This is a genomic window from Streptomyces sp. NPDC052016, from assembly GCF_044548445.1.
GTDB lineage: Bacteria > Actinomycetota > Actinomycetes > Streptomycetales > Streptomycetaceae > Streptomyces.
Genome location: NZ_JBIUBX010000019.1, coordinates 95,269 through 112,987, shown reverse-complemented (window position 1 = coordinate 112,987; position 17,719 = coordinate 95,269). Strand labels below are relative to the sequence as shown.

General features: G+C 72.8%; 16 protein-coding genes. 3 read left to right on the top strand and 13 right to left on the bottom strand.

Translation table 11 applies throughout. From position 1 onward, the window contains the following. Window positions 1-31 precede the first annotated feature (31 nt). Window positions 32-478, bottom strand: a complete 447-nt coding sequence (locus ACIHAR_RS23965; protein ID WP_365459782.1) for a GNAT family N-acetyltransferase — start codon at window positions 476-478, stop codon at window positions 32-34. A 31-nt stretch (window positions 479-509) separates the two neighbouring features. Further along, on the bottom strand, window positions 510-902 hold the full coding sequence (locus ACIHAR_RS23960; RefSeq protein WP_365459785.1) for a RidA family protein: 393 nt from the start codon (window positions 900-902) through the stop codon (window positions 510-512). Window positions 903-974: 72 nt separating this feature from the next. On the opposite strand from ACIHAR_RS23960, the gene ACIHAR_RS23955 reads away from it, so the two are divergent. Next, window positions 975-1,883 carry a LysR family transcriptional regulator gene (locus tag ACIHAR_RS23955; RefSeq protein ID WP_400021664.1) on the top strand — a complete coding sequence of 303 codons (909 nt, stop codon included), beginning with the start codon at window positions 975-977 and terminating at the stop codon, window positions 1,881-1,883. Between the two features lie 665 nt (window positions 1,884-2,548). Further along, entirely contained in the window at window positions 2,549-3,565 is a 1,017-nt protein-coding gene (locus tag ACIHAR_RS23950) for an isopenicillin N synthase family dioxygenase (RefSeq protein WP_400021662.1), read from the top strand. A gap of 16 nt (window positions 3,566-3,581) precedes the next feature. Here ACIHAR_RS23950 and ACIHAR_RS23945 read toward each other — a convergent pair whose 3' ends face one another. After that, window positions 3,582-4,682, bottom strand: a complete 1,101-nt coding sequence (locus ACIHAR_RS23945) for a citrate synthase 2 (protein WP_365459797.1) — start codon at window positions 4,680-4,682, stop codon at window positions 3,582-3,584. Window positions 4,683-4,996: 314 nt separating this feature from the next. Here ACIHAR_RS23945 and pdxH point away from each other — a divergent pair, with 314 nt between their 5' ends. After that, on the top strand, window positions 4,997-5,626 hold the full coding sequence (gene pdxH, locus ACIHAR_RS23940; RefSeq protein WP_365460087.1) for a pyridoxamine 5'-phosphate oxidase: 630 nt from the start codon (window positions 4,997-4,999) through the stop codon (window positions 5,624-5,626). 20 nt (window positions 5,627-5,646) lie between these two features. Here pdxH and ACIHAR_RS23935 read toward each other — a convergent pair whose 3' ends face one another. The 10 genes from ACIHAR_RS23935 to ACIHAR_RS23890 all read right to left on the bottom strand — a co-directional run bounded on the left by ACIHAR_RS23935 (window position 5,647) and on the right by ACIHAR_RS23890 (window position 17,509). After that, the gene (locus tag ACIHAR_RS23935; RefSeq protein ID WP_400021660.1) at window positions 5,647-6,213 is read right to left on the bottom strand and encodes a hypothetical protein; all 567 of its coding nucleotides are present in this window, start codon (window positions 6,211-6,213) and stop codon (window positions 5,647-5,649) included. 55 nt (window positions 6,214-6,268) lie between these two features. Further along, window positions 6,269-6,886 carry a TetR/AcrR family transcriptional regulator gene (locus ACIHAR_RS23930; protein WP_365459803.1) on the bottom strand — a complete coding sequence of 206 codons (618 nt, stop codon included), beginning with the start codon at window positions 6,884-6,886 and terminating at the stop codon, window positions 6,269-6,271. Beyond that, window positions 6,874-7,608, bottom strand: a complete 735-nt coding sequence (locus ACIHAR_RS23925; protein WP_400021658.1) for an enoyl-CoA hydratase family protein — start codon at window positions 7,606-7,608, stop codon at window positions 6,874-6,876. The genes ACIHAR_RS23930 and ACIHAR_RS23925 overlap by 13 nt, the downstream gene beginning before the upstream one ends. Then, the gene (locus ACIHAR_RS23920; RefSeq protein WP_400021656.1) at window positions 7,605-9,173 is read right to left on the bottom strand and encodes a 4-coumarate--CoA ligase family protein; all 1,569 of its coding nucleotides are present in this window, start codon (window positions 9,171-9,173) and stop codon (window positions 7,605-7,607) included. The genes ACIHAR_RS23925 and ACIHAR_RS23920 overlap by 4 nt, the downstream gene beginning before the upstream one ends. 37 nt (window positions 9,174-9,210) lie before the next feature. Then, entirely contained in the window at window positions 9,211-10,341 is a 1,131-nt protein-coding gene (locus tag ACIHAR_RS23915; protein ID WP_400021654.1) for an acyl-CoA dehydrogenase family protein, read from the bottom strand. An 80-nt stretch (window positions 10,342-10,421) separates the two neighbouring features. Further along, window positions 10,422-12,269: a biotin carboxylase N-terminal domain-containing protein gene (locus ACIHAR_RS23910; RefSeq protein WP_400021652.1), complete on the bottom strand. Its 1,848-nt coding sequence runs from the start codon at window positions 12,267-12,269 to the stop codon at window positions 10,422-10,424. Window positions 12,270-12,277: 8 nt separating this feature from the next. After that, window positions 12,278-13,876, bottom strand: a complete 1,599-nt coding sequence (locus ACIHAR_RS23905; RefSeq protein ID WP_365459818.1) for a carboxyl transferase domain-containing protein — start codon at window positions 13,874-13,876, stop codon at window positions 12,278-12,280. After that, window positions 13,873-15,588 carry an acyclic terpene utilization AtuA family protein gene (locus ACIHAR_RS23900; RefSeq protein ID WP_400021650.1) on the bottom strand — a complete coding sequence of 572 codons (1,716 nt, stop codon included), beginning with the start codon at window positions 15,586-15,588 and terminating at the stop codon, window positions 13,873-13,875. The genes ACIHAR_RS23905 and ACIHAR_RS23900 overlap by 4 nt, the downstream gene beginning before the upstream one ends. Continuing rightward, on the bottom strand, window positions 15,585-16,379 hold the full coding sequence (locus tag ACIHAR_RS23895) for a TIGR03084 family metal-binding protein (protein ID WP_400021647.1): 795 nt from the start codon (window positions 16,377-16,379) through the stop codon (window positions 15,585-15,587). The genes ACIHAR_RS23900 and ACIHAR_RS23895 overlap by 4 nt, the downstream gene beginning before the upstream one ends. 194 nt (window positions 16,380-16,573) lie before the next feature. After that, complete coding sequence (locus ACIHAR_RS23890; protein WP_400021645.1) at window positions 16,574-17,509, bottom strand: EamA family transporter; 936 nt, start codon at window positions 17,507-17,509, stop codon at window positions 16,574-16,576. Window positions 17,510-17,719 lie beyond the last annotated feature (210 nt).

The window sequence follows — 17,719 nt, the reverse complement described above, 5'->3', positions numbered from 1 at the left end:
AGACGAATCGTTGCGCCGCAGGCCGGGCACGTCACGTGCCGGTCAGCCGCAGGTCGACCCAGAGATCGCTCTCGCCGTCCAGCACGTACCGCTCGGTCTCCACGAACCCGCGCGCCGCCGCGAACCGCAGTCCGTCCTCGTTCACGGCCAGCACACACGTCTCGACGACCCGGGCACCGAGCACGCGCGCGTGCGTGAGACCGCGGTCGTACAGCGCGGCGCCGTGACCGCGACGGCGGAACTCGGGCAGCACGCGCGCGATGACCGTCGCGACCGCCTCCTCACCCTCCGGCGGCCGCACGGTCGAACAGCCGACCAGGACGTCACCGGCGTAGGCGTTCTCCAGGTGGTACCGCGCCGCACGCGTTCGTACCTCGTCGAGGGACATGGCGGCCGGCGGCACGATCGCGTTGTGGACGTGGCGCCACTGCTCGAGCATCGCCTCGCCGGCGACGGGCTCGATACGGAGATCAGTCATGGGAGCAGGCAAGCGTGCCCCCAGGCGCGCGTCAACGCGTTCGCGGACGCCGTGCGTACACCTCGATCTCGAATCTCATCCGGGGGTCGGCCAGCCCGCACACCATCATCGTCGCCGCGGGCCGCACCTCACCGAAGCAGCGGCGCAGCACCGGCCAGCAGGGCTCGAAGTCGGCCCGGTCCGGCAGCAGATAACGCACCCGCACGACGTCACCGAAGCCGCACCCCGCTTCCGCGAGGGCGGCACCGACGTTGCGCAGACACTGCTCGGCCTGCTCGACCACGTCGTCCGAAATGGTCATCGTCGCGTAGTCGTAGCCCGTCGTCCCCGACACGTGCACCCAGTCACCGTCGACGACGGCCCGGGCGTAGCCGATCTGCTCCTCGAACACGGAGCCGCTGAGAATGGCGCGTCGCTCGCTCATGGCCGGAACGCTAGGTGAGCGGCAGTAATACGTCCAATACGCATTCGTATGGCCTGTGATACCTCTGGAGATATGGAGCGTCCCGAACTCCCCCTCGCCCAGCTGCACGCCTTCGTCGTCCTGGCCGAGGAACTCCACTTCGGTCGGGCCGCCGCCCGCCTCGGCATCGCCCAGCCGCCCCTGAGCCAGCAGATCCGGCGCCTGGAGGACAAGGTCGGCCACCCCCTGTTCACCCGCGCCCCCGGCGCGGTCGCGCTCACCCCCGCCGGACGCGGACTCCTGCCCGCCGCCCGCCGCGCCCTCACCGGCCTCGCCGACGGACTGGCCGCGGCCCGCGCCGCCGGCGACGGCCGCGCCGGCCGCCTCCGCGTCGCCTTCGCCGCCTCCCTCGCGCTCACCGTCCTGCCGGGCCTCCTGCGCACCCACCGCGACCGCTTCCCCGACGTCCACCTCGACCTCCGGGAGATGACGACCGCGCCCCAACTCGCCGCCCTGCGCGACGGCACCATCGACGTGGGCCTCCTCCGCGAACCGCCGTCCCACGACCCCGGCCTGTCCTTCACGACCCTCCTGACCGAACCCTTCGTCGCGGTCCTCCCGGCCGCCCACCGCCTGACCGCCCATCCGACCGTGCGTCTCGCGGACCTCAGGGACGCCCCCTTCGTCCTCCTCCCCCGCGAGGCCGGCCCCGGCCTCCACGACCGCATCACCGCCCTCTGCGCCACCGCCGGCTTCACTCCGCACGTGACCCAGGAGGCCGTGGAATGGGTGACGGTCTGCGCCCTGGTGGAAGCCGGCCTAGGCGTCTCCCTGGCCCCCGCGGGAATCCGCCGCATCGGCCTGGAGGGCGTCGCCCACCGCCCGATCGCGCCGCCGACGGCCCGCACGACGGTGGCGGCGGCATGGCGGACGGGGGACGCGAATCCCCTGGTCAAGCACCTGCTGACCACGGTCACACGCCCCGATGCCGGACCCGCCTGACACAGTCACCGCCATGAACGCCGCCGCCGACGCCTACGAATACTCTTCCTGCCCGAACGAGAAGTCGACGACATGTGACCCCGAGCCGGGGCGGTCAACATCTCGGAAAAACAGTTGAGCGAACGGCGAACCGTTTCTTAGGGTGGTTAGCACTTCGGAAGGGAGGTGGTTCGGCAGATGTATGAATACCGGACGGAAGAGGTGACTGCGGGCTAGCGGCCCGTCGTCAAACTCGGTTCGGCGCCGGACCAGCGTGTGCGAGACGCACGCAGCCGGCCAATCCAACGCAGTCACCCGACCCGCGAGTCGCCGGTACGTCCGGCCGGCCCCCTCCTCTGGAGGACCAGACTCGCGGGTCGTCTGCGTTTCCGGGGTTCGGCAGTTCGTTCCGGTCGCCGCACATCGTGCGGTGCGTGATCCGCGTCACGTACGGATTTCCTGTCGCGCAGTACGCTGAGGCCATGCTTTCGCTCGTTCGACGCCGCCACGTGGACTACGTCCGCGTCACGAGCATGGGCTGTCGACGCTCCGTCTGAGCTGTCCGGCCTTTCCCGCGCGGTCCCGTCGGACCGCCCGCGCGCTTTCCCCCTTTTCGCCCACCCGGCACCCGTGCGCCCGCCCACCCATGGCGCTCGCGCGGGACCCGTACACCCTACGGACGCATCATGACGAAAACGTCGTACCAGCAGCTGCCGATCATCGATCTCTCCGCCGCCGACCAGGGGCCGGACGCCCGCGCCCTGTTGCACGCGCGGTTGCACAGCGCGGCCCATGACGTGGGGTTCTTCCAGCTCGTGGGGCACGGAGTCACCGAGCGGGAGACCGAGGAACTGCTGTCGGCCATGCGGAGGTTCTTCGCCCTGCCGGAGGCCGAGCGGCTCGCGATCGACAACGTGAACTCGCCGCACTTCCGCGGCTACACCAGGACCGGTGACGAGCGCACCGGCGGGCGGCAGGACTGGCGGGATCAGCTCGACATCGGGGCGGAGCGACCGGCCCCGGTGCCGGGGCCCGGTGAACCCGCGTACTGGTGGCTGCAAGGGCCCAACCAGTGGCCCGAACGGCTGCCCGAGCTGCGGGCGGCCGCGCTGGGGTGGATCGAGCGGCTCAGTGGGGTGGCCGAGAAGCTGTTGCACGAGCTGCTCGCCTCGATCGGGGCGCCCGCCGGCTTCTACGACCCGGTCTTCGGGGAGCGGGCGCATCCGCATCTGAAGCTGGTGCGGTATCCGGGGAGTGCGGGGGACGGTGCCGGTCAGGGGGTCGGGGCGCACAAGGACTACGGGTTCCTGACCCTGCTGCTCCAGGACCGGGTGGGTGGGCTTCAGGTGCAGCGGGAGGACGGGCTGTTCCACGATGTGCCGCCGCTGCCCGGTGCCTTCGTGGTCAATCTCGGGGAGCTGCTGGAGGTGGCGACGAACGGGTATCTGCTCGCCACGAACCACCGGGTCGTCTCGCCGCCGAGCGCCGTCGAGCGGTTCTCCGTCCCGTTCTTCTACAACCCGCGGCTGGACGCGCGTGTGGAGCCGCTGCCCTTCCCGCACGCCTCCGTGGCGCCGGGTGTGACCGACGATCCGGGGAATCCGCTGTTCGCGGAGTACGGGTTCAACGAGCTGAAGGGCAAGCTGCGGGCGCATCCGCTGGTGGCTCGACGGCATCACGCGGAGCTGCTCAGCCCCGCGTGACCACCGTCGGCGTCGCCTAGCGTGCGATGTCCTCGTGGCCCGGGATGGCACGGGGGTCGCGGGGGCCCGGGCCGATGTAGCGGGCGGAGGGGCGGACGAGGCGGCCGGTGCGCTTCTGCTCGAGGATGTGGGCGGACCAGCCGGCCGTGCGCGCGCAGGTGAACATGGACGTGAACATGTGCGCCGGGACCTCGGCGAAGTCCAGGACGATGGCCGCCCAGAACTCGACGTTCGTGGCGAGGACGCGGTCCGGGCGGCGGGCGTGGAGTTCCGCCAGGGCGGCCTTCTCCAGGGCTTCGGCGACCTCGAAGCGGGGGGCGCCGAGGTCGCGGGCCGTACGGCGCAGGACGCGGGCGCGGGGGTCCTCGGCGCGGTAGACGCGGTGGCCGAAGCCCATCAGGCGTTCGCCGCGGTCGAGGGCCTGCTTGACGTAGGCCTCGGCGTCGCCGGTGCGTTCGATCTCCTCGATCATGCCGAGGACGCGGGAGGGGGCGCCGCCGTGGAGCGGCCCGGACATGGCTCCCACGGCGCCGGAGAGGGCGGCGGCCACGTCGGCGCCGGTGGAGGCGATCACGCGGGCGGTGAAGGTGGAGGCGTTCATGCCGTGTTCGGCGGCGCTGGTCCAGTAGGCGTCGACGGCTGCCACGTGCTTGGGGTCGGGTTCGCCGCGCCAGCGGATCATGAAGCGTTCGACGACGGACTGAGCCTTGTCGATCTCGCGCTGGGGGACCATGGGGCGGCCTTGTCCGCGGGCGGACTGGGCGACGTAGGAGAGGGCCATGACGGCGGCGCGGGCGAGGTCCTCGCGGGCCTGTTCGGCATCGATGTCGAGGAGCGGTTTCAGGCCCCAGACGGGCGCCAGCATGGCGAGGGCGGACTGGACGTCGACGCGGATGTCGCCGGAGTGGACGGGGATGGGGAAGGGTTCGGCGGGCGGCAGGCCGGGGTTGAAGGCGCCGTCGACGAGCAGGCCCCAGACGTTGCCGAAGGAGACGTGGCCGACCAGGTCCTCGATGTCGACGCCCCGGTACCGGAGTGCGCCGCCCTCCTTGTCCGGTTCGGCGATCTCCGTCTCGAACGCGACGACTCCTTCGAGCCCGGGTACGAAGTCGGACATCAGGCGGCTCCTCGAGGTGTGTGCGACAGATGTTTCGACAAGCTGTGCGAGGGGTGGCGCCGGTGGTTCCGCGGTCCGTGCGGGACTCGCGGTCCTGGGCGGTCACCCCTGTGATGCCCCGCCCGGTCGGCGGTCATCCGACCGGGACGGCATCAGCACCATATCCCCGAGTGTCACCTTTGGGGAGTCCTTGCGGCACTGAGTGCCATCCGCGGGGGGTGGGATGCGACGGGAGGGCTTCCGGTGGGTGATGTTCCATACGGCAAGATGACCGCGTGAACGCCGCAGACGCCGCATCTCCCGATCCCGCCTCCATGCGCAAGCACTACCGGGCCGAGGGTCTCGCCGAGTCCGACCTGGCCGCGACGCCCGTCGAGCAGTTCGCGCGCTGGTTCAGGCAGGCCGCGGCCGAGGCCCACCTGTTCGAGCCGAACGCCATGGTGGTCTCCACGGCGGACGCCGAGGGCCGGCCCAGCTCCCGTACGGTGCTGCTCAAGCACTTCGACCAGCGGGGCTTCGTCTTCTACACCAACTACGACTCCCGCAAGGCCCGCGACCTCGCGGAGAATCCTTACGTCTCCCTGCTCTTCCCGTGGCATCCGATGGCCCGGCAGGTCATCGTGCAGGGGGTGGCCCGGCGGACCGGGCGGGACGAGACGGCCGCGTACTTCCGGAGCCGGCCGCACGGCTCGCAGCTGGGCGCGTGGGCCAGCAGGCAGTCGTCGGTCATCCCGAGCCGCGTGGGTCTCGACGCGTCCTACGCCGAGCTGGAGGCCCGCTACCCGGAGGGCGAGCAGGTGCCGGTCCCGCCGCACTGGGGCGGCTTCCGGGTGGCGCCGGAGGTGGTGGAGTTCTGGCAGGGGCGGGAGAACCGGCTGCACGACCGGCTGCGGTACGTGGCGGAGGCGGACGGGAGCTGGCGGGTGGAGCGGCTCAGCCCGTGAGGCGCACGCCCCGGGGCGGGTCAGATTTTTCCCGAGAGGAATCCGGTGCGGTGCCCCGGCAGGAGTTCCGCCACCCGGGCGCGGAACCCGTCGCTGAGCCAGGGCCAGTTCCAGAACTCGAAGCCGAGGTGGACGAAGGCCAGGTGGTCGTCGGTCCAGTTCCAGGCGGGGAGGGGGACCGTCTCGGCGCAGGCCGTGCAGGCGACGTCGGCGATGCCCGTCTCGTACCAGGCGTCGGTCGCCATGGACAGACGCGACGACCAGGCCTCGTCACAGGGATCGGCGGCCGTACCGCAGCGCGGGCAGGTCGCCGTCGAGTCGGGCGTGATGGAGTAGGTGCCGTAGAAGACGTGGCGTTCGGTGTACACGGCGAGGCCTTCCGGCGATCCCCAGCGGGCGTCGGTGACGGCCTTCCGCCAGTTCGGGCCGGGCGGGTGGGCCGGATGGTCTCCCAGCGCCCAGCCGGGCTTCGCCTCGGCGAGGACGATGCCCTCGGCGACGAGCCAGTCCACCACGGGCCGCGCGAGGCGTGCCGCGTCCTGGGGGCTCGCGTCGCGGTCGACGATCGTCTGGTAGGTGTCTCCCATGGCCGCACCGTAGAGCCCGCCACTGACAACGCCCGCGGCCCGGCCGGCGACGCCCTTAGCCCAGCGTCTCGTCCAGCAGGTCCGCCCACTGCGCCACCACCCGCTCGCGGCGCCCCGCGTCGTCCGTGAGGAGGTTGGCCAGGCCCAGGCCGCGGGCCATGTCCAGCAGGCCCTGGACGGTCTCGCGGACGCCGGGGCGGGACTCGTCGGCGCCGAGGAGGTCGACGGCTATGCGGTGGGTCTCGCGGCCGACGCGGGCCTCGAGTTCGGTGACGCGGGGGCGGAGCTGCTCCTCGTTGGAGGCGGCGACCCAGAGGTGGAGTGCGGCGCGGAACAGCGGGCCGGTGTAGAGGTCGACGAGGGCGGAGACGACGGCGCGCCGGTCGTCCGCGGCGCCTTCGGGGAAGAGGGCGCGCAGGGCGAGGGAGCGTTCCTCGGCGACGTACTCGACGGCCGCGGTGAAGAGGTCCTCGCGGGTGGGGAAGTGGTGCTGGGCGGCGCCGCGGGAGACGCCCGCGCGTTCGGCGACGACGGAGACCGTGGAGCCCGCCCAGCCGTGTTCGGCGAGGCAGGCCACGGCGGCTTCCAGGAGCCGCTGCCGGGTGGCCCGGCTGCGGTCCTGTTTGGGGGCGCGGTCGCCCGGGACACGGTCGACCGAGGTCACAGCACCCATGCGGGATCCCGTCGTTCGAGGAAGGCCGTCATCCCCTCGCGGGCCTGCGGGGAGGAGAACAGCCGGGCCGAGAGCGCGGTGAGGTCGGCCGCCTCCCGGTCGAATGTCTCCAGCACCCTAGTCGTGAGCAGCCGTTTCGTCTCGGCCAGGCCCTGGGGGGCGGACCTGCGCAGTCCGTCGAGGACGGGGGCGAGCACGGCGTCGACGTCGTCGCCGGTCGCGGTGAGCAGGCCGATGCGGGCGGCCTCGGGGGCGTCGAAGCGCTCACCGGTGAGGTAGTAGCGGGACAGGGCGCGGGGGTCGGTGCGGGGCAACAGCGGCAGGGAGATCACCGCCGGCGCCACCCCTATGCGCACCTCCGTGAACGCGAAGGTCGACTCGGTGGAGGCGGCCGTGATGTCGCAGGCGGCCAGGAGGCCCAGGCCGCCCGCGCGGACGTGGCCGGTGACGCGGGCGACGACCGGCTTGGGCAGCTCGACGATCTGCCGCAGCAGGCCGACGAAGGCGTCCGGGTCGGGCGGGTCGCGCAGGTCGGCGCCCGCGCAGAAGGTGGTGCCGGTATGGGTGAGGACGGCCGCGCGGACGCCGGGATCCTCGGCGCAGTCGGTGAGGGCGTCGGCGAGCTCGCCGACGAGGGCCGCCGACAGGGCGTTGCGGGTGCCGGTGGCGTCGAGGCTGAGTGTCTCGACGCCCCGCGCGTGGGCGCGGCCGATCGATGTCACGTGGTCTCCCTGAGGCGGCGGCGCAGGATCTTGCCCGAGACCGCCCTCGGTACGGCGTCGATGAAGGTGACGTGGCGGACGCGTTTGTAGGGGGCGACCCGTTCGGCGACGAACATGGCGATCTCTCCTTCGGAGAGGTCGGGGGCGGTGGGCTGGCGGACGACGTAGGCGTGGGGGACTTCGTTGCCGTCGTCGTTGTAGACGCCGATGACGGCGGCGTCCGCTATGCCGGGGTGGGTGAGGAGCAGGGCTTCCAGCTCCGCGGGGGCGACCTGGAAGCCCTTGTACTTGATGAGTTCCTTGACGCGGTCGACGACGAAGAGCCAGCCGTCCTCGTCGACGCGGCCGATGTCGCCGGTGTGCAGCCAGCCCTCGGTGTCGATCATGCCGGCGGTGGCGTCGGGGCGGTTCAGGTAGCCCTTCATGATCTGCGGGCCCCGGATGAGGATCTCGCCCGGTTCGCCGACGCCGAGGTCCCTGCCGGGGTCGTCGAGGGAGACGATGCGCATCTCGGTGCCGGCGATGAGTTTGCCGACGGTGCCGGCGGGGGCGTCGCGCATGGCGTCGAGGGGGACGACGTGGGTGCCCGGGGACAGTTCCGTCATGCCGTAGGCCTGGCCGACGGGGGGCAGGTTCAGGCGCCGGGAGCAGGCGGCGGCGAGGTCGGCGTCGAGGGGCGCGGCGGCGCTGATGACGTACTGGAGGGAGGAGAGGTCGTACTGGGCGACGGCCGGGTGCTTGGCGAGGGCGAGGACGATCGGCGGGGCGACGTACAGGCCGGTGATGCGGTGGGTCTGGATGGCGGCGAGGAACGTCTCCAGGTCGAAGCGGGGCAGGACGACGACGGTGGCCCCCTTGCGCAGGGGCGCGTTCATCAGAGCGGTGAGGCCGTAGATGTGGAAGAAGGGCAGCACGGCGAGGATGCGGTCGCCGGGGCCGGCCGGGATCGCCGGTTCGAGCTGGGCGAGGTTGGTGGCGATCTGCCGGTGCGTGAGCATCACGCCCTTGGGCATGCCGGTGGTGCCGGAGGAGTACGGCAGGGCCGCGACGTCCTCGGCGGCGTCGATGGTGATGTCCGGCTCGGGGGCGGCCGAGGCGAGCATGTCGATCAGGGAGCGGTGGCCGGGGGCGCTGTCGCAGACCAGGATCTCCTGGATGCCGCCCGCGAGTTCGGCGGCGCGGCGGGCGGTCTCCAGCAGGGGCGAGACGGTGACGATCCAACGGGCGGCCGAGTCGCCGAGCTGCTTGGCGAACTCCTCGGGCGTGGCGAGCGGGTGCACGGTGGTGACGGTGGCTCCCGCGCGCGTGGCGGCGTAGAAAGCGGTCGGGAAGGCGATGGTGTTGGGGCTGTGCAGGGCGAGGACGTCGCCCTTGCGGAGGCCGGCCTCGGCGAGGGCGGCGGCGATCCGGCGGTGGAACCGGTCCAGCTGTTCGTAGGTGAGGGTGGTTCCGTCGGTGCCGTCGACGAGGGCCGGCTGGTCGCCGAACTCCGCGGCGCGGCCCAGCACAGCGTCGTGGATGGGGAGTTCTACGGGCGGGACGTCTGCGTACTCGCTGCGGAACATGGTTCCTCCTCGCGCCACGGGCACGACCGGGTGCCGTTCAGTACGACTTGGGCAGGCCCAGGGTCTGGTGGGAGACGTAGTTGAGAATCATCTCCCGGCTCACCGGGGCAATACGAGCCACGCGCGCCGCCGTTATCAGCCGGGCGAGACCGAACTCGCGGGTGAGGCCGTTTCCGCCGAGGGTGTGCACGGCCTGGTCGACGGCCTTCACGCAGGCCTCCCCGGCCGCGTACTTCGCCATGTTGGCGGCCTCGCCCGCGCCGGCGTCGTCGCCCGCGTCGTACAGGTGGGCCGCCTTCTGCATCATCAGGCGGGCCAGTTCGAGGTCGATGTGCGCCTGTGCGAGGGGGTGGGCGATGGCCTGGTGGGCGCCGATGGGGGTCTTCCAGACGGTGCGGTCGCGAGCGTATTCGACGGCTTTCGCGAGGGCGTGCCGGCCCATGCCGATCGCGAAGGCGGCCGTCATGATGCGCTCGGGGTTCAGGCCGGCGAAGAGCTGGAGGAGGCCGGCGTCCTCATCCCCGACGAGCGCGTCCGCGGGGAGCCGCACGTCCTCCAGGACCAGCTCGAACTGCTTCTCCTCGCCGTGCAGTTCCATCTCGATGCGGCGCCGCGAGAACCCTTCCGCGTCGCGCGGGACGATGAACAGGCAGGGCTTGAGGCGGCCGGTGCGGGCGTCCTCGGTGCGGCCGACGATCAGTGTCGCGTCGGCGATGTCGACGCCGGAGACGAAGACCTTGCGGCCGGTGAGGAGCCAGTCGGCGCCGTCGCGGCGGGCGGTGGTGGTGATGCGGTGACTGTTGGAGCCGGCGTCGGGCTCCGTGATGCCGAAGGCCATCAGGCGGGAGCCGTCCGCCAGCGCGGGGAGCCACTCCCGCTTCTGGGCCTCCGTGCCGAAGCGGGCGATCACCGTGCCGCAGATCGCCGGGGAGACGATCATCATCAGGAGGGGGTTGCCCGCGGCGCCCAGCTCCTCGAGGACCAGGGAGAGCTCGGTGATGCCGCCGCCTCCGCCGCCGTACGCCTCCGGCAGGTTGACGCCGATGTAGCCGAGCCTGGCCGCCTCCCGCCAGAGGGCCCTGTTGCCCACGTCGTGGTGGCTCCCGGCGAAGGACGAGACCGCCTTGCGGAGGGCCTTGTGCTCTTCGGATTCGATGAGGGTGGTCAATGTGGCTCCTTCGTGTGCGGGTTCGTCGTGGCCGGTCGCGCGCACGCGGCGGAGCCGCATGCCGATGCGGTCCCGCGCCCTTACGTCGCTTGCACCACCGCCAGCAGGGTGCCGACCTGCACCTGCTGTCCTTCCGTCACCGGCAGTTCCGTCACCGTCCCCGTCACCGGGGCCGAGATGGCGTGCTGCATCTTCATCGCTTCGAGCCAGACGATCGGTTCGCCCGCCTGGACACTCGATCCGGTGAGGAGACCGTCCGCGATCTTGACGACCGTGCCGGGCATGGGAGCCAGCAGGGAGCCCGGGGCGCGCTCGGCGGCCGGGGCGGGGAAACGGGGCAGGGCCGTGAGCGTCGTGCCGTTGACGTGGACCCGGTCGCCGTAGCCCGCCACCTCGTACCTGCGCCGGACGCCGTCCGCCTCCAGGACCACGAGACCCGCGTCGGCGTGCACGACCCGGACTCCGTCGGCGGCGGGCCCGGTGCGCGTGTGGTGGTAGCGGACCTCGTGCTCCTCCCCCGCCATCTCGTACCGCTTCGTCTGCGGCTGCGACGGCAGGTTGCGCCAGCCGCCGAAGCGGGAGCGGCCGTGTGCCTCCGCGAGGGCCGCCGCCAGGGGGGCGTACGGGTCGGGGGCCGGTGCGGTGAGGGAGGCGAGGTGGCGGTCGTAGAAGCCGGTGGTCATGCGGGCGGAGGTGAACTCCTCGTGGCGCAGGGACCGGACCAGGAGGTCGCGGTTGGTCACGGGGCCGTGGACCGTGGCCCGCTCCAGTGCGCCCGCCAGTCTGCGGAGGGCTTCCGCGCGGGTCGGGGCGTGCGCGACGACCTTGGCGAGCAGGGGGTCGTAGTGGACGCCGACCTCGTCGCCGTCGCCGTAGCCGGTGTCCAGGCGGACGCCTTCCGGGACGGTCAGGCGGTGGAGGGTCCCGGTCTGCGGGGTCCAGTCGTTCGCCGGGTCCTCCGCGTAGAGGCGGGCCTCGATCGCGTGGCCCCGTGCGCGCGGGGGCTCGTCGCCGAGGGCGTGGCCCTCGGCGATCCGGATCTGCTCCGCGACCAGGTCGAGGCCGAACACGGCTTCCGTGACGGGGTGCTCGACCTGGAGGCGGGTGTTCATCTCCAGGAAGTGGGCCCTGCCGTCGGCGACGAGGAACTCGACGGTTCCGGCGCCGACGTAGTCGACGGCGCGTGCGGCGCGCACGGCCAGCGCGCACACCTCCTCCGTGAGGTCCCCGGGGAGCGCGGGCGCCGGCGCCTCCTCGATCACCTTCTGGTGGCGGCGCTGGAGGGAGCAGTCACGGGTGCCGAGCGCCCACACCGTGCCGTGGGTGTCGGCGAGCACCTGCACCTCCACGTGGCGCCCGTTCTCGACGTAGGGCTCGACGAAGACCTCCCCGTCGCCGAAGGCGCTCGCGGCCTCGGCGCGGGCGCCCTCCATCGCGGCGCTCAGCTCCTCCAGGCGGCGCACGACGCGCATTCCGCGCCCGCCGCCGCCCGCGGCCGCCTTCACCAGCACCGGCAGGTCGGCCTCGGTCAGCTCGTCCTCGCGCAGCGGCGCGAGCCCCATGAGCTGCTTGGCGCGCGTCTTGGAGGCCATCGCCTCGATGGCGTCCGGGGGCGGGCCGATCCACACCAGGCCCGCGTCCAGGACGGCGCGCGCGAAGTCGGCGTTCTCGGAGAGGAAGCCGTACCCCGGGTGCACGGCGTCCGCGCCCGCCGTCACGGCCGCCTTCACGATCAGGTCGGCACGCAGGTACGTGTCGGCGGGCGCCGCTCCCGGCAGCCGTACCGCCGTGTCTGCCACGCGCGCGTGGAGGGCGCTCTCGTCGGCGTCCGAGTGCACGGCGACCGTCCGGACACCCAACGCCCGGCAGGTGCGGAAGATGCGGCAGGCGATCTCGCCCCGGTTGGCGACGAGGACTGTTGCAATCACGTGATCCCTCACATCCGGAAGACGCCGAAGCCGCCCCGCGCACCCTCGTAGGGCGCGGTGTGGACGGCCGACAGGCACAGGCCGAGGACGGTGCGGGTGTCGCGCGGGTCGATGACCCCGTCGTCGTACAGCCGCCCGGACAGGAACATCGGCAGCGACTCGGACTCGATCTGCTGCTCGACCATGGCGCGCAGGGCGGCGTCGGCGTCCTCGTCGTAGGGCTGTCCCTTGGCGGTGGCCGACTGCCGGGCGACGATCGACAGCACGCCGGCGAGCTGCTGCGGGCCCATGACGGCGGACTTGGCGCCGGGCCAGGCGAACAGGAAACGGGGGTCGTAGGCGCGCCCGCACATGCCGTAGTGCCCGGCGCCGTAGGAGGCGCCCATCAGGACGGACAGGTGGGGCACGCGGGAGTTGGACACCGCGTTGATCATCATGGCGCCGTGCTTGATGATGCCGCCCTGCTCGTACTCCTTGCCGACCATGTAGCCGGTGGTGTTGTGCAGGAAGAGCAGCGGGATGTCGCGCTGGTTGGCGAGCTGGATGAACTGGGCGGCCTTCTGGGACTCCTCGCTGAAGAGGACGCCCTGGGCGTTCGCCAGGATGCCGACCGGGTAGCCGTGCAGGGTCGCCCAGCCGGTGGCCAGGCTCGTCCCGTACAGCGGCTTGAACTCGTCGAAGTCGGAGGCGTCGACGACGCGGGCGATCACCTCGCGCGGGTCGAAGGGGACCTTCAGGTCGCCGGGGACGACCCCCAGGAGCTCCTCCGGGTCGTACTTCGGCGGCGCGGCCGGTCCCGGGTCCTCGTACGCCTTGCGGTGGTTGAGGCGGGCGACCACCCGGCGGGCCTGCCGCAGGGCGTCCCTTTCGTCGACGGCGAAGTAGTCGGCGAGGCCCGACACGCGCGCGTGCATCTCCGCCCCGCCCAGCGACTCGTCGTCGCTCTCCTCCCCGGTGGCCATCTTCACCAGGGGCGGCCCGCCGAGGAACACCTTCGCCCGCTCCTTGACCATGATCACGTGGTCGGACATGCCGGGGATGTACGCGCCCCCGGCGGTGGAGTTGCCGAAGACGACCGCGACGGTCGGGATGCCGGCGGCGGAGAGCCGGGTGAGGTCCCGGAAGACGGCTCCGCCCGGGATGAAGATCTCCTTCTGCGACGGCAGGTCGGCCCCGCCCGACTCCACCAGGCTGATGCAGGGCAGCCGGTTGGCGAGCGCGATGTCGTTGGCCCGCAGGGCCTTCTTCAGCGACCAGGGATTGCTGGCGCCGCCGCGCACGGTGGGGTCGTTGGCGGTGATCAGGCACTCCACTCCCTCGACGACCCCGATCCCGGTGACGAGCGAGGCGCCGACCGCGTACTCGCTGCCCCAGGCGGCCAGCGGCGACAGCTCCAGGAAGGGCGTGTCCGGGTCGAGGAGCAGTTCGATGCGCTCACGGGCGAGCAGCTTGCCGCGCGCGCGATGCCGGGCCACGTACTTCTCCCCGCCGCCGGCCAGCGCCTTGGCGTGTTCGGCGTCGAGGTCGGCGAGCTTGGCGAGCATCGCCTCACGGTTGGCCCGGTAGTCGGGGCCGTTGGTGTCCAGGGCCGACGGCAGGACGGTCACAGCAGGTCCTCCGGGATGTCCAGGTGGCGGGAGCGCAGCCATTCGCCGAGGGCCTTGGCCTGCGGGTCGAAGCGGTGCCGGGAGGCGACGCCGGCGCCGAGGATGCCCTCGACGACGAAGTTCAGGGCGCGGAGGCGGGGCAGGACGTGCCGGGTGACCGTCAGCTCGCGGCTCTCCGGGACCAGCGCGCGGAAGCGCTCGACGGTCAGCGTGTGGGCGAGCCACCGCCAGGCCTCGTCCGTGTGCACCCACACCCCGACGTTGGCGTCCCCGCCCTTGTCGCCGCTGCGCGCGCCCGCGACGAGCCCGAGCGGCGCACGCCGCACGGGCCCGACCGGCAGGGGGTCGGGGAGCGGGGGCTCGGGAAGCGGGGGCTCGGGTCCGTCGTCGATCCCATCGCGTACGGGGATCTCGGCGAGCGGCGGCACGGGGATGCGGCGTCCGTCGTCGAGGACGGCGACCTGCTCGACGTCGCCCCGGGGGACGTACGCGGCCTCGAAGACCCCGTACGGGGACCCCTTACCGGGCGGGGCGAGGACGTGGAAGCCGGGGTAGCTGGCCAGTGCGAGCTCCACGGCCGCGCCGCTCAGCGCGCGTCCGACGACCGCCTCGTCGGGGTCCCGCACGACGAGGCGCAGCAGCGCGCTCGCGGTCTCCTCGGTGCCGGCGTCGGGCCGGTCGGTGCGGACGAGTTCCCACGTGACGTCCTTCGGGCGGGACTTGGCGAGCGCCTCCCCCATCTGCTCCCGCACCAGCGCGGCCTTCGCCTCGACGTCGAGTCCGGTGAGCACGAAGACGACCTCGTTGCGGAACCCGCCGAGGCGGCTGCGGCCCACCTTGAGGGTCGGGGGCGGCGCCTCGCCGCGCACGCCGTCGATCCGTACGCGGTCGGGCCCGTCCTGGGTGAGCCGTACGGTGTCCAGGCGGGCGGTGACGTCCGGTCCCGCGTACCGGGCGCCGCCCGTCTCGTACAGCAGCTGGGCGGTCACCGTGCCGACGTCGACGAAGCCGCCCGTGCCGGGGTGCTTGGTGATGACACCGGTGCCGTCGGCGTGGAGTTCGACGAGCGGGAAGCCGGGGCGGCGGACGTCGCCGTCGCGGAAGAAGGCGTAGTTGCCGCCGGTGGCCTGCGTGCCGCACTCCAGGACGTGCCCGGCGACGACGGCCCCCGCGAGCCGGTCGTACTCCGTGGGCCCCCAGCCGAAGTGGGCGGCGGCGGGACCGGTGACGAGGGCCGCGTCGGTGACCCGGCCGGTGACCACGATGCCGGCGCCCTCCTTCAGGCAGGCGGTGATGCCGAAACCGCCGAGGTAGGCGTGGGCGGTGAGACTGTCGGGGTAGCGAGGGCCGAGGTCGTCGCCCTCGACGTGCGCGACCCGTACGGGAATGCCGAGCCGGCCGGCCACCTCCCGCACGGCGTCGGCCAGTCCGGCCGGGTTGAGGCCGCCGGCGTTCGTGACGACGCGGACCCTGCGGTCGTGGGCGAGGCCGAGGCACTCCTCCATCTGGCGGAGGAAGGTGCGGGCGTAGCCGGCGGAGGGGTCCTTCAGGCGGTCCCGCCCGAGGATCAGCATGGTCAGTTCGGCGAGGTAGTCGCCGGTGAGGACGTCGAGTTCGCCGCCGGTGAGCATCTCGCGGAAGGCGTCGAAGCGGTCGCCGTAGAAGCCGGAGGCGTTGCCGATGCGGAGGGCGCGGGGGGCGGGGTGGGTCATCCGGCGTCGCCCTTCGGCGGGCGACCGCTGCCGGGCGGCCCGGCGAAGGCCTGGGCGATGTCCAGCCAGCGGTCGGCGTCGGGACCGTCGGCGTGCAGGGCGATGTCCGCGCGGTGGGCGCGCTGGGTGACCAGGAGGCAGAAGTCGAGGGCCGGGCCGGTGACGCGTTGCGGGGCGTCCTCGGGGCCGTAGCCCCACAGGTCGCCGGCCGGACCGGTCAGTTCGACGCGGACCGGCTCGGCCGGGGCCGGCAGTCCGTGCACGCCGAAGGCGAAGTCCCGGGTGCGGACGCCGAGCCAGGCGATGTGCCGGATGCGGTCGGTGGGAGCGTGGGTGACGCCGAGGGCGTCCGCCACGTCCAGGCCGTGGGCCCAGGTCTCCATGAGGCGGGCGGTGGCGAGGGAGGCGGCGGACATCGGCGGGCCGTACCAGGGGAAGCGGGCGGCCTCGGGCGCCTTGCGGAGTGCCTCGTCGAGGGCGGCGCGGTCCGCGCGCCAGCGCGAGAGGAGGTCGGTGGGCGGCAGTCCGGCGATCTCCTCGGCGCCCCGGTCGACGAAGGTGTCGGGGGCGGCCAGGGCCTGTTCGACCAGTTCGCGGAAGCCGTCCTCGTCGGTGACGGCGAGGAGGGCCGAGCGGTCGGTCCAGGCGAGGTGGGCGATCTGGTGGGCGATCGTCCAGCCGGGGGCGGGGGTCGGAAGCGTCCACCGCTCCGGCTCCAACTCCGCGACGAGACGGTCCAGTTCGTCGCTTTCGGCACGCAGGTCGTCGAGCACGGGCGTCGGGTCGGCCATGGGGAGGAGCATGGCAGCGGGCCCAGAAACAAGCAAGCATGCTTGCATGAATTTCCGTGACGGGGTCGGTGCCGCCTGCCGTGAACCGCACTGCTCCGGCGATGTCTTGGGCGCGGTTCACGACGCGACTGGCGTCGCGGAGGCTCAAATGGTCCTCGCGGGCTCGGCCCGCCGCCAGGTCGGCGGCCGCCCCGTCAGGCCTCCGGCACGGCCGCCCTTCCCCGCCCCACCTGCGTCCGCACCGCCCCCATGCTCGCCGCGATGACAAGCGCGATCGCGGCCGCCTCCATGGCGGACAGAGCCTGGTCGAGGAGGAGGAAGCCGGCGGTGGCCGCGATGGCGGGCTCCAGGCTCATGAGGATGGCGAAGGTGGAGGCGGGCAGACGGCGCAGGGCGAGGAGCTCGAGGGTGTAGGGCAGGACGGACGACAGGAGCGCCACCGCCGCGCCGAGGCCCAGCGTCACCGGGTCGGCCAGCTTCATGCCCGACTCGGCGATGCCCAGCGGCAGGAAGAGCAGCGCGCCCACCCCCATCGCGAGGGCGAGCCCGTCGGCCTGCGGGAAACGGCGGCCCGTACGGGCACTGAAGACGATGTACGCGGCCCACATCGCGCCCGCGCCCAGCGCGAACGCGACCCCCATCGGATCGAGGTCGCCGAACCCCCCGCCACCGAGCAGGAAGACGCCGGCCAGGGCCAGTCCCGCCCAGACCAGGTTGATCGCACGCCGGGAGGCCAGGACGGACAGGGCGAGGGGGCCGAGGACCTCCAGGGTGACCGCCGGGCCGAGCGGGATGCGGGCGACGGCCTGGTAGAAGAGGCCGTTCATGGCGGCCATCGTGACGCCGAAGACCACGACGGTGCCCCAGTCGGCCCGGGAGTGCCCGCGCAACCGGGGCCGGCAGACGACGAGGAGCACGACGGCCGCCACCAGCAGCCGCAGCGCCACGACGCCCAGCGCACCCGCCCTCGGCATCAGCATCACCGCGAGCGCGCCGCCGAACTGGACGGAGACGCCCCCGGCGAGCACCAGCCCGACGGGACCGAGCGCCCCCCGGCGGCCCGGGCCGCGCACCGCCTCGACTGCTGCGGCCGACCGGGCGGATGTGGTGGCGGAGGGTGAGGTACTCACGGGCGTTCCTGGTGCTCAGAGCGACGGGGGCGACAGTCTGCGTTCATCACGCTGCACTACCGAGTTCAGGGTAATGGACCCTGTCAGGCGTGTGAAGCCATAACACCACTGTCCCACCCACGTCTCGGATACCGGACAGCGCGGCCGGTGGCACGACGGCACTCGTGGCCACGTCCGCCGGATCAGGGGCCCCGTTCCGCCGACTGGGCC